Annotated in this window: 7 protein-coding genes; 1 reads left to right on the forward strand and 6 read right to left on the reverse strand. The window is 42.2% G+C overall.

Annotated features, from left to right (window positions below; all coding sequences use genetic code 11):
• Positions 1 to 3 precede the first annotated feature (3 nt).
• The gene (locus tag U735_RS0118450; protein WP_031445240.1) at positions 4 to 1,473 is read right to left on the reverse strand and encodes a DUF1501 domain-containing protein; all 1,470 of its coding nucleotides are present in this window, start codon (positions 1,471 to 1,473) and stop codon (positions 4 to 6) included.
• Positions 1,474 to 1,482: 9 nt separating this feature from the next.
• On the reverse strand, positions 1,483 to 4,782 hold the full coding sequence (locus U735_RS0118455) for a DUF1553 domain-containing protein (protein WP_232233287.1): 3,300 nt from the start codon (positions 4,780 to 4,782) through the stop codon (positions 1,483 to 1,485).
• Between the two features lie 231 nt (positions 4,783 to 5,013).
• Here U735_RS0118455 and U735_RS0118460 point away from each other — a divergent pair, with 231 nt between their 5' ends.
• Positions 5,014 to 6,213, forward strand: a complete 1,200-nt coding sequence (locus tag U735_RS0118460; protein ID WP_031445242.1) for a hypothetical protein — start codon at positions 5,014 to 5,016, stop codon at positions 6,211 to 6,213.
• 140 nt (positions 6,214 to 6,353) lie between these two features.
• On the opposite strand, the gene U735_RS0118465 is transcribed toward U735_RS0118460, so the two are convergent.
• The 4 genes from U735_RS0118465 to U735_RS0118480 all read right to left on the reverse strand — a co-directional run bounded on the left by U735_RS0118465 (position 6,354) and on the right by U735_RS0118480 (position 12,801).
• Positions 6,354 to 7,820, reverse strand: a complete 1,467-nt coding sequence (locus U735_RS0118465; protein ID WP_031445243.1) for a sulfatase-like hydrolase/transferase — start codon at positions 7,818 to 7,820, stop codon at positions 6,354 to 6,356.
• 15 nt (positions 7,821 to 7,835) lie between these two features.
• The gene (locus U735_RS0118470; protein WP_031445244.1) at positions 7,836 to 9,371 is read right to left on the reverse strand and encodes a sulfatase-like hydrolase/transferase; all 1,536 of its coding nucleotides are present in this window, start codon (positions 9,369 to 9,371) and stop codon (positions 7,836 to 7,838) included.
• A gap of 84 nt (positions 9,372 to 9,455) precedes the next feature.
• Positions 9,456 to 10,925 (reverse strand): sulfatase-like hydrolase/transferase, encoded by a 1,470-nt coding sequence (locus tag U735_RS0118475; protein WP_198036664.1) that lies wholly within the window; start codon positions 10,923 to 10,925, stop codon positions 9,456 to 9,458.
• Between the two features lie 37 nt (positions 10,926 to 10,962).
• On the reverse strand, positions 10,963 to 12,801 hold the full coding sequence (locus tag U735_RS0118480) for an arylsulfatase (protein WP_198036665.1): 1,839 nt from the start codon (positions 12,799 to 12,801) through the stop codon (positions 10,963 to 10,965).
• Positions 12,802 to 12,882 lie beyond the last annotated feature (81 nt).

Below are 12,882 nucleotides of genomic sequence, written 5' to 3' on the forward strand. Positions count from 1 at the left end.
ATTTTATGAAAGAATGTCTTTGACTACATGGCCGTGAACATCTGTTAATCTAAATCTTCTCCCCTGGTGTTTAAAAGTAAGTCGCTCATGGTCTATTCCCAGTAGGTGCAGCAAGGTGGCTTGAAAGTCATGAACATGCACTTCATTCTGGACTACGTTATAGCTAAATTCGTCGGTTTTACCATAGACCATACCTGCCTTGACACCTGCCCCGGCCATCCACATTGTAAAACAACCAGGATGATGGTCCCTACCATAATTATCGGCTGTTAATCTACCTTGGGAAAAACTGGTCCGGCCAAATTCTCCGCCCCAGACCACCAGGGTATCTTCCAACAAGCCTCTTTGTTTTAAATCCTTTATCAGGCCGGCAGTCGCTTGATCTGTACCAAGTGCCTGTTTTTTAATCCCTCCGGGAAGGCCACCATGTTGATCCCAACCCATATGGTACAATTGTATAAATTTCACATCCCTTTCCGCCAAGCGTCTGGCTTGCAAACAATTGGCAGCGTATGTACCAGGTATTTTGGCATCTTCCCCGTATAATTTATAAATATGATCGGGCTCCTCCCTGGTATCCACTGCATCAGGAACCGAATTTTGCATCTTATAGGCCATTTCATACTGATTGATTTTGGACTGTATCTCTGGATCCTTCCAAACATCAAATTGATGGTTATTCAATTGTGAAACGTAATCCAAAGCCCTTCTTCGATCTTCATCATGTACACCGTGGGGGTTGTTCAAATATAGTACAGGATCCTTGCCCGACCTAAATTGAACACCTTGATGATGGGATGGCAAAAAACCATTTCCCCAAGCAGCCGAACTCAAAGGTTGGGCTCCTCCACCTTTGGACAATAGGACTACAAAATTCGGAAGGTTTTTATTGTCACTGGCCAATCCGTAACTAAGCCATGAACCTATGGACGGCCGTCCACTCTGCTGACTACCGGTTTGCAGAAACATTACGGCAGGTTCATGGTTTATGGCATCGGTTCGCATGGAGTTAATAATGCATAGATCATCCACTACTTGGGCGGTATAGGGAAAAATTTCACTAACCCACGCACCCGATTGTCCGTATTGTTTAAAGTCGTATATAGATTTAACCAATGGGAAGGTAGATTGGCTGGACACCATACCGGAATTACGTTGGGTTCCTTGGACAGATGGAGGTATTTCCTTCCCGTGCCATTTTGCCAATTCCGGTTTATAATCAAAGGTTTCCAATTGCGAGGGACCACCGCTTTGAAACAGATAAATTACCCGTTTTGCCTTGGCCGGAAAATGCGTACTGCCCAAAGAGCCGCCCAATAGGTTTTGCGCACCGCCTCCCAAAAGTTCATTCCCATATAAGGATGATGGCCCCATTAGGCTGGCAAGCGCTACAGACCCGAACCCAAGTGCAGATTTCTTTAAAAATCCCCTACGGGTCTCCATAAATTCCATGTGCTTTTTAAAATCTTCCATATTAAATATCTATCTAATCGTATAACCTTCATATGTATTCATCACCCCGTTTACTACCGTAGCCAATGCGGCCAACTTCACCGGGTCTATACCTGCCTTTACTTCAGAGCTTCCTATATTGGTATAGCCTATAGCATCTTCCTTGGCTTTGGAAAAACGCTCCAATTCCTCCTTATGGAATTTACTTAAAACCCCTAGTTCACTATCATTGGGGTTTCTGCCGGTACACATAACAAATGCTTTTTGCAATTGAGCATCTACATCCCCACTATAATTTTCAATTAAATTTTCTGCCACTACCCTAGAAGCTTCCAAATACTGGGGATCATTGAGAAGAACCAATGCCTGTAACGGGGTACTCGTCTGCCTCCGCTTTACAGTACAGACCCCTCTTTCGCCAACATCAAAAATCAACATGGATGGCGGACCCGATGTTCTTTTCCATATGGTATACAAGCTCCTTCTATATAGCCCCTCCCCTGGTTGCTGTAGATATTTATAGCGCCATGGTTTATTGCTTATTTCGTCCCAAAGTCCGTCCGGTTGATACGGATAAACACTTGGACCACCGATCTTGGGGGATAAATGGCCACTTATGGCCAACGCATTGTCCCGCACCATTTCAGCAGACATACGAAAACTTGGCCCCCGTGCCAACAATGCATTTTCTTTATCCCTTTCCAATAGTTCGGGTGTTAATACCGAGCTTTGCTGATAGGTAGCAGACATTACAATTAATTTGTTCATAGCTTTTATATCCCATCCAGATTCAATGAATTTAACCGCCAACCAATCCAACAATTTTGGATGCGACGGCAAATTACCCTGATTTCCAAAATCATCAGATGACGACACCAATCCCGTCCCAAAATGCATCTGCCACAATCTATTCACATAGACCCGGGCAGTTAGGGGATTATTTTCATCAAACAACCATTTAACAAGGCCCAGTCTATTCTTTGGCAGACTATCGCTAAAAGGAAGTACAACTTCGGGCACATCCGGGTACACCTCCGTCCCATGGGAATCGTAAACCCCTCTATCCAAAACATAAGTAGGGCGCGGTTCAGGCAAATCTCCCATGACCATAATTTCCGAAATAGTATCGATCACCTTATTTTTCTTCCTGTTTAGTTCGCGAATATTTTCCTTTACCTTCTCAAGTCCACTATTCTCCCTCAAGGAGTAATGGGATTTTAAAAGGGACCAATTCCTGGTGCTGGAACTATTATTAATAATTTCTGATAGGGTATTGGAATCATAACCATAACTTACTTCCAATGCAGAAAGTTCAGAATTGTGAATTTTAAGCTCATCGATACCTCCATTTATAAAGGTCTTCATATGATTCCTGATTCCCATTCCGAAACCATTGAACCCATAGGTATGCAGATCCGGCTTAAACAATATGGACTTATAAAGGTGGTCTATTTCTACCTCTACCGGTATTTCTTTGCCATTGAGATACATATGAAGTCCGTTTGCTTTCCCCAGTCCATCGTAGGTCACTGCAATATTTGTCCATTCCTTTACCGGTATTTCCTCTTTAGCCTTAATCTGGATGGCATTGGTTGGCCAAGAAAATGCCATAATAAACTTTGGGCGGTTGTTTTCCAAGAACATAGAGTACCCTTTTAGCCCCAATCGCAAATCTTCACAATGATAAAATAAGGCAGCGTCGTCGTATTGGGTATCCGGAAACACACTCAAGGAAATAGAAAAGGGATCGGTCTGGTCAAACCATCCTACCTTCTCCGGCAAGCTAATAGATGTAAAATCATTCAAGAATATACCATTGTTCTTGGCAGCTTTTTTAATATTTGGTTCATTGATAACCGCAGGACCAGAACCGACTACCCTATTTGGACTGACATACTTTTTATTTCCTTTTCCCACGAAAGAATCAAATGGATAATAGGCCGTAAGACTTTTGGAATAATTATTTTCAATTGAACTTCTTATAACAGACGGATTTGCCGACCACTTTTTGAACCCCTCCGGTTCCGAGGATTTCGGAGAATCGAGTTTCTTCTCCGCACTGTTAATATCACTATCAATATATGCCAGAACCTTATCCGCCTCACTGTCCGTTAGAAGAAGTGAAGGTCCCGGTACCTGACCTGGACCGTAGACAGCGGAACCAAATTCATTGGTGCTATTAAAAAAGGCGGACATCTCGTAATAGTTTTTCCGACTTATAGGATCGTACTTATGGTCATGACACCTTGCGCATTCCATACTAAGCCCCATAAAGGCCTTTCCAACACTTAATACCCTATCTGCAACATATTCCACACGATACTCTTCAAAAATAATTCCGGCTTCGGAATTTCTTTTATGCAGCCTATTGAACGCTGTTGCCAAAATGCTTTCCTTGGTCGGTTCCGGTATAAGATCTCCCGCCAATTGTAAGCTGGAAAATTCTTTGTAGGACATATTCTCGTTAAAGGCCTTGATCACCCAATCTCGATATGCACTAAAATCCCTATGCTTGTCATCCAGATAGCCATCACTCTCCGCATATCGCGCCACGTCCATCCAATCCGCTGCCATCCGCTCTCCATAAGCAGGGCTCTGCAATAGCCTATCTACCAACTTTTCATAGGCATACTCTGAGGTATCCTTTTTAAAACTTTCAATTTGTTCCAAGCTTGGAGGTAGCCCAATTAAGTCAAAACTTAACCTTCGAATTAAAGTTTCCTTTGATGCCCGTTCGGACGGATTGAGCTTTTCCTTTTTCAGCCTATCCAGGATAAAATAATCCAGTTCATTATTTGCCCAGTTGTTATCCTTTATCAATGGCAATTCCGGCTTATTAGGCTTTATGAAAGACCAATGAGGCTTATATTCCGCTCCCTGCTCGATCCATTTGGCCAAAATGGCAATTTCTTTTGTTGTCAAGGATAGATTAGACTCCGGAGGTGGCATTTTGTCTGATGGATTATCAGAAAGTATACGTTTAATAAGATCACTGGATGCAGGTCTCCCAGGAACAATAGCAACAGTATTGGATTCTCCATGGGCAGACAAAGCGCTTTCGGCAATATCCAACCTTAGATCAGATTTTTGGTTATCCGTATCCGGGCCATGGCATGCAAAACATTTATCGGAAAGTATAGGTTTCACATGATAGTTAAAATCAATAATATCGGGTGTCTGCGCAAGAGCCAACTCCACTTCCTCCGGAGCACTCCATCCACAGCCACTGAAAACCAATGCCAGATTAATTAATAAATAAACGGTACTATGCTTCATGAAAATATTTGTTGGTTCTTGATCTATTATTCCCTTTAGGACAACGGCCACCATAAAATCTAAGTTTTAGCTCAATAAGTACCAAAAGCATTTACATGCCGGTACAAAAAAGTCTAAACTCTATAATTACCGATATACTTCACCCGCTGTCGCCAGAGCTAAATTCATAATTAAATTCTCGCTCAAATCAAATATATGCATCATTTTTAACTGTTAATGGGTTAATAAACTGTTTTATTAACTGTTAATAATAATTGATTACCTTTATATTTTTAGGGATAATCAATGGAAAATAACAAAGCATATGATAAAACAACTGCCAAAATAATAAACAGTAAATCGTTTGGACATTCCAATACCTATGCCAACCTTCTGCTCTTTTTGGTAGCTAGCACCCTAGAGGAAGACATTCCGAAGGAAACCACCATCGCTTCGGAAATTCTTGGGAAACCCAATTTTGACCCTTCCCAAAGTACCTTGGTAAGGGTTTACATCTATAACCTCCGTAAAAAACTGGCCAAGTACTACTCAAAGGAAGGCAAAGAAGACAAGATTATTGTTCAAATCCCCAAAGGGAGCTACGAAGTTAGATTTGTAGAAAAAAAAATATTGGCACCCAAGAAATCCTATTCCTGGTCCAAGGGCATAACCTTAACCCTTTTATTACTATTCACCATATCCTTGGCATATAATATTTCCCTGTATCCAGGGAAGCACAACACCAACCCAATCAACGAGAATGGTTTATGGAAGGATTTATTTATGGACCAAAAGCCATTAATGGTGTTACTGGGAGACCTTTTTATATACCAAGAGGATAATCCCAAAACAGGTACTCAAAAAATTATTAGGGATCCCTTTATCAATTCTTTAGAGGACTATGACAAATTTATCTTGGAGCAGTCCGAAACCAATATAATCTATGAGCCTTTAAGCTACAGTCTACTTATTTACAATAGCGCATTATGGATCAAAGATCTTAGCGAAATATTTTCGCACAACCAGAAAGATTTTACTATTCGAAATATGGTGCGCTTTAATCCGAAAGAACTCCCAGACAATAATTTTATAGTGATTGGGATGATGAAAACTTTTGGACTATTCAAGGACTACCTAGCAGGTCCCTCGCTATACTACAACAATCAGGATCAGAGTATTGTTTACAGGAATGAGCAAAATGGAAGTGAAACGGTTTACCGTCCGTACGGTGACCCCAATGGACACCATACAGATTACGGTTTTATAACGAAAGCACCAGGACCCAATAATAACAACATTTATTTATTTGGCGGAATATGGGATACGGCAGCTTCGCAGAGTTTAAAATATTTTACCTCCCCAAAACTACTTAAGGAACTGGAATCGGCCTTAATTGAAAAATATGGAAGCCTTCCAAAATATTATCAGATCGTTTTAGAAGTAAAAGGAGTGGACCGAATGGAACTAAGTTCTAAAATAATTCTAATGGAAGAGATTGTACCCTAACAATAGTATATATCTAGATATTCCACAATAAATACACCATTCAAAAACCGCGCAAAAGCAATTGACCAAAGTATGCAACCAATCGAGTAGCCCCTATACTAGGTACCATTACATTTATAGGTACTGAAAGATTGGGGGCATCACATTTTCCAAGTGCCGCTCTCTGCCGTAATTTCCACATCCCACTCCTGTGGTGGATTGTTCTTATATTGCGGATCACTGTCCTCCAATGGAAAAGATTTAACAATCTCCATAAAGTTTTTAAAGCTATTTTCAATTTCTCCAGACTTCAGAATGTCTGCAAGGTTAGAGCGCTCAAAGGGATCTTGTATCAAATCGAAAAATTTTTCAGGTTTACGGTTAGCACCTATGTATAATTTGTACCGTTCGTCACGGAGTACCCTATCCCTGAATTTAAATTGATTTTCCACCCCATTTTCGGTAAGTCGCGCATTGTTTCCGCCACCCATTCCCAATATCCATTTTCTTTCGGAAGCTTCATCCCCCTGCAGCAAAACATTCTTAAAAGACTTACCATCGATTATATGTGAAGCATTCAAATCTGTCCATTTATCCTTTGAGTTAACCCCGGCAATGTCTAAAAATGTTGGAAGAATATCTGTAAAATCGATAAGCGCATTAGATTCTTGATCTGCTTTTATACGTCCGGGCCAACTTACAATAAATGGCTCACATATTCCAGACTCCAAGGTTTTGGATTTACCCCCTTTTACTTGTTCACCTTTGTAAGTACCGGTAATGGATTGTGCAGTACCGTTATCCGTAGTAAAGACAATCATAGTGTTTTCCAACAGACCATTTTGCTTAAGGGCATTAACCAGTTGCCCAACAATCTTATCGGTATAGCGGACCATAGCCTTGTGCTTGCCCAAATTATCATCTGCAGATTCGTCTGGGGTATTTACCAAGGGCGTATGGGTCAATACCATGGGATAATATACGAACATGGGACCTTCCTTGTTTTCTTGTAGAAAGTCGATTATAAAATCCCGAAAAATATCCGGACCAAAAGCGCCGGGATAAGTCTTGCTACCCTCTTTGGTAAAAACATAGGGATCCCAGTATCTTTCAGCGCTCGCCTCGATGCCCGCTTCATAACCTGTCCACATACAATATTCATCAAATCCCACTTTCTCCAACGCATCCGGTTCTACCCGAAAATCATCAATCTGCCATTTACCGGCTATACAGGTCTTGTAACCAGCCCTTTTCATTTCATTTACCAGGGTAGGGTTCTCTGTTTCATCAAAATGGGCACCCCCACCCCAACGCGGCACATCCCAATGGTTGACCCACCCATGCCTAAACGGGTATTGACCAGTAAGCAATGTGACCCTTGTTGGAGTACACTGTGGCATGGAATACACGTTATTGAATTTGAGGCCAGACCTGGCCAATGCATCTATATTTGGAGTCTCTATATCCTCCGCCCCATAGCTACTAATCCATTCCTTGCCCAGATCGTCGACCAAAATGAACAGTATGTTAGGAGGTCCTTGATCCTCGGTGGATTTTGTTTTTACTGCTTCGCCACAACCAACTAAAAAAACAAGGGCAAAAGCACTAAGAATACGTTGTATCAACATGATTGGTTATTTCCTTTATTCTAACATTTTATCATATAAACCACTAAGATCGAGCTCATCATCCATTGTTTTTTGAAGTTCCAATAGATCGGCAAAAAGTGATTTAACCTTTTCCTTGTACTCCGGATTAGCGGCCAGGTCGTTCATTTCGTTCGGATCTTTTTCCATATCGAACAATAGCACCTTATCAATTTTAGGGTAGATCAAAAGTTTGAAACCATCCTTACGGATCATACGCTGTACATTTATATAGGCGCCATAAATACCATTGTAGTGGCTCTCCGCTCTTTCCCCTTTAATGATATCCATAAAACTATTGAACTGTACATAGTCTGGCTTCTCCACACCAGCCAATTCCAAGGAAGTGGCCATAATATCCTGTAAATACACATCCTGGTCCAAAGTTTTTCCCTTGGGAATACCAGGGCCTACCACCATCATTGGAATACGCACACTATGGTCGAACATGCTCTGTTTCCCTATCAAGCCGTGATGCCCAACAGACAGACCATGGTCCGCACCGAAAAAGATATAGGTATTGTCCATCTTACCGCTAGCCTCCAAAGAATCCAAAATCATCCCTATCTGCTCATCCATATGGCTCAACAAGGCATAGTATTCCTGGCGGTGAACCTTTACGGCATATTCCGTTCTAGGAAATGGAGCCAGCGCCTCATCCCGAAGACCTGGTGGATTGCCCATATCATCCTTATATGGATATTCCGGCAAAAAGTTTTCGGGTACCTTAATATTCTCAAGAGGGTACATATCCAAAAAGCGTTGGGGTGCCTGCCGCGGATCATGGGTTGCATTAAAGGCCAGGTACATAAAAAAGGGATCATCCTTTTTGGTGGCCAAATCTATAAATGACAGGGCGTCATCACGGACCACTTCGCTCCAATGTTTGCCCCCTTCCCAAAAACCTCCTTGTAAGGTATCAGTTGGAGACCACTCGGTATCGTCCGGACCCGTTGGCCTGCCATAGCCAACCGGCATATAGTTGTTCCAGTCCTTCATATCCCCAGATTCCGCCTTCCATTTTTTTATGGCAGCACCCAATTCATTACCACGATCTACAGGCATTCCAGGACGTATGTGCCGTGCATCGTTAAAAATAGTTCCAGCAGGGGCCAGTACATGCCATTTACCGGTCATATAGGTGTCATACCCCTGTTTTTGGAGCAGCCTGCTCCAGGTCTGGTTCAAAGCTGTGCTATCCCCTTTGGACCACAATGCGCTTTTATCCTGTGCATTCCAAATATAGGATCCGGAAATGATCATGGCCCGTGATGCCACACAGATGGCCCCATTCCAACCGCCCATATTGTACGCATGGGTAAAAGTAGTGCCTTCGTTTACCAAGCGATCCAAATTTGGGGTATGGACCTCATCAAAACCCAGGGCCCTAATACTTTCAAAGGTCTGATCATCGGCAAATAAAAAAACGATATTGGGCTTGTCCTCAGTCTCGGAGACCTTTTCAGATCCAGATGGTTTACAGGATCCAAGCAAAAATATAGCAAGTAAGGGTACGCAATAAAGTAATCTCATAAAGGTTATTTTTGGTAAGTAAAAATTAATCTCAAAATATTATTTGATAGTGCAGTCGCATATTAGTCCTAGTCGCTAAAATAGTCAATAATCCTTGCCAGAAGCACTCATTAACTGAGATTCCTTCCATTGATTCCAATAGGCAACCATTTCGTTCAACTTTTCGGGCTGCTCATTTACCAGGTTATTACTTTCGCTCATATCATTCCGAATATTATAAAGGGCAAAATGCTGTCCGCCATCATCGCTATAAATCTTGTACTCATTATCTATTAGAGCTGCCTGTCCCTGAAAATCGAAGGCCAACGGTTCCGTTCTTCGCATTACTTCGCCATTTACAATGGGCAACATATCCACCCCATCATAGGGCCTATTACTTTTCTTAAGGTCCACCCCCAAGATATTGGCGATCGTCGGAAAATAATCGGAAGTAAAGCAGGGGATATTCACCTTTGTTCCCGGGCCGATTTTTCCTTCCCATTCCATGATACCTGGGACCCTGATACCGCCTTCATTCAAGCTTCTTTTCCTACCCGTGAGTCCTTTGGTAAGGCCTTGGGTCCTACCAGTAACAGATTTCCCCTCGGGACCATTATCGCTGGTATAGAAGAGTACCGTATTTTCAGCAATTCCCAATTCCCGCAGCTTATCGCGCAAACGCCCCACTTGTTTGTCCAAGGCGGTCAAAACCCCATAATAATGCTGTTGGTCTTCTGAAAGGTCAGCGTAGGGAGCTCTGTCATCATCCCCTGCCAAAACGGGCAAATGGGGAGTATGGAACCAAATAATACTTAAAAATGGTTTATCGTTTTTTACGGCATTTTCTATAAAGGGGATGGCCCTGTCCATGATCACTCTAGAGTCGTCCCCTTCCAGATTTTCCTTGGCAATTTTACCAGGTCCGGTCCAGTAGGAGGTATTGAAAGGTTCCCCTTCTATTAAATTCCCATTTACATCACCTGATGATTGGGGAGGCGTAACCATAGGGTCCCATGTGGGTACTTTGGATTCCGTTACAAAACTAACATCGAAACCATGATCCCAGGGCGGGGCATAGTCCCCATCAAATTTTTCCCTTCCTCCCCTATTGGCCTCCACAATATCGCGCGTCAGGGTGCCCAAATGCCATTTACCAAAATGGCCAGTGGTATAGTCCAGATCTTTGACCATTTCCCCCAAGGTGATTTCCTCAGGTTTTATATGGCCGCAGTTGGCATGGCAAATTCCATAACGTAGTGGATGCCTGCCCGTCATTACGCTTCCACGTGTAGGGGAACAGACCGCAGATGCCGAATAGAAACGTTCAAAAACTGCCCCATTTGCGGCCATGGCATCCAAATTAGGCGTTTTTAGGTGGGGATGGCCGTTATACGCCATATCTCCCCAGCCCTGGTCATCGGCCATGAGCAGGATGATGTTGGGGGTAGGATTTTCTTCTGGACTGGTTTCACTTTTTTTCCGCTCATCTGCGCAACCCAAAAACAAGCTAGCTGTGAATAGCCAACAAAAAACAAATACAAAGTTGCTCGATTTCTGTAAGAATGTTTCTCCCAATTTCTTATTAACCTTTAGATTTTTCGATAGATTTCAACTATAATTTCTCAATATAGACATAATAGGCCGGATGCACCCTATTGTCCTTGTCTATCAATTGGGCTTCCATATCATATTTCCCCGCTGAAACTTTAGCCGTAAAGGATACTTCCTTTATCCCCTTTTCTATCTTAGCGGTTTGATCTATGTCCGCAACATACAGATAGGCCTCTTCAAAATCGGATTTTACGCTGGCCGGCATAGTCCTATCCAGCTCTACGATTTTTTCCTGTGCGGGGAAGGTTGCATTAATTTCCAATCCACTCTCCCTTGGAAATCGGCATAGGCTTATTTTATATTCCCCATCTTCCACGAATTCAATTTTCCATCTTCCAGTAGCCTGGACTGCGCTTGCAGCACCATATTGATGCCACATACCATTAAATTTTCCCGTTAGCATATCATGAGAAGAAATACGACTTGGATTTTCTTGGGGCGACCCCACTTTTATATAGGCATATCTTTCGTTAACGCCCTCATCCATAAAGGACTGCCACCATCTCTCGTAACCTTCGGCCAGTTTTTCCACCACCTCAGGATATTGTTCTATTACATTTTTAGTCTGACTGAGATCATCGTTCATATTATAGAGTTCCGTACCGTTCACAAACCTCCAATTATCATCCATAACAGAGTATTTTCTGTATTTTACCAAGTTTTGAAGTCTTTGTGTATCTATATATAGTGTTCTATTGGGCCAATTTTCGGCGTTACCATAAAGCAATGGCTTTAAACTTGTGCCATCCAAGGGTTTTACCGGATTAAAATCCAGTCCCAATACGTCAACAAAAGTAGGCAACAAATCATACGCCGCAACCAATTTGTCTATGTCCTTTCCACCAGTAAGTTGTCCGTCCGGCCAGCGGATGAAAAGTGGCACTCTATGGCCACCTTCGTATTCACTACCTTTTGAACCCCTTAAACCGGCATCGAAAACCCTATTCCCTCCTGCGGTACCATTATCTGTCATAAAGATCAAGACGGTATTGTCCGCTATCTTCAACTCGTCCAATTTCTTTTGCAACAACTTAAAATTGTCGTCGATATTGGTGATCATCCCATAGAAGCGTTGAAATTGCTCCTGAAGGCCATCGATCCCCTTGTACATATCCAAATATTTCTTTGGCAGGTTCAAAGGACCATGGGGAGCGTTAGTGGCGATATAACAGAAAAATGGGTCATCCTTATTTTCTTCTATAAAGTCCATAGCTTCGGAAAAGAAGACATCGGTACAGTATCCCTTGTATTTTTGGGTTTCCCCATTATGCCAATACGTATCGTCAAAATAATCGTTCCCCCAATAGTCAGGGCCTTGGGTGATACCTCCCCCACCATGCCTAACAACCTCATGAAAACCTCGATCCTCAGGGCGGTATGGATAATTATCCCCTAAATGCCACTTTCCGAACATACCGTTGGTATATCCATTTTGAGCTAATACTTGTGGCAAAATAACTTCGTCCTCAAAAAGCAGGGAACGTCCGGTTATTGTGTGGAATACGTTTATCCTATTGGTATGTCTACCGGTCATTATGGCGCCACGGGTAGGGGCGCAGGTGGTGGACACATGAAAATTGGTAAATCGCACCGACTCTTTATAAAATTCATCGATGCTGGGCGTCTTAATGTAGGGGTTTCCATAGCAACCCAAGTCGCCCATACCTTGGTCATCTGTAATTACAATGATGACGTTGGGTTTTTTCTTTACCGTGCTTTGGGCGTTTGAGGTTAGTGGAAGGACAAATAAGGCTAAAACAAAAACCTGAAAATATCTCATCAAATAACCGTCTGGACGTATCTTGTCTTTAAACATAAATAGATCTAATTTAATTATCATTTCTTTTCGTTTTCATAAATATACTATTCAATTCTAATACTATTTCGTGTTAACAACATCTACTAAATATTGGTTTAAAGA

The organism is Arenibacter algicola (genome assembly GCF_000733925.1).
GTDB classification, from domain to species: domain Bacteria; phylum Bacteroidota; class Bacteroidia; order Flavobacteriales; family Flavobacteriaceae; genus Arenibacter; species Arenibacter algicola.

Coding starts and splice junctions, on each gene's coding strand:
- U735_RS0118470 (WP_031445244.1), bottom strand. CDS start 9,371: ATGAGATTACTTTATTGCGTACCCTTACTTGCTATATTTTTGCTTGGA.
- U735_RS0118450 (WP_031445240.1), bottom strand. CDS start 1,473: ATGGAAGATTTTAAAAAGCACATGGAATTTATGGAGACCCGTAGGGGA.
- U735_RS0118465 (WP_031445243.1), bottom strand. CDS start 7,820: ATGTTGATACAACGTATTCTTAGTGCTTTTGCCCTTGTTTTTTTAGTT.
- U735_RS0118480 (WP_198036665.1), bottom strand. CDS start 12,801: ATGATAATTAAATTAGATCTATTTATGTTTAAAGACAAGATACGTCCA.
- U735_RS0118455 (WP_232233287.1), bottom strand. CDS start 4,782: ATGGTGGCCGTTGTCCTAAAGGGAATAATAGATCAAGAACCAACAAAT.
- U735_RS0118460 (WP_031445242.1), top strand. CDS start 5,014: ATGGAAAATAACAAAGCATATGATAAAACAACTGCCAAAATAATAAAC.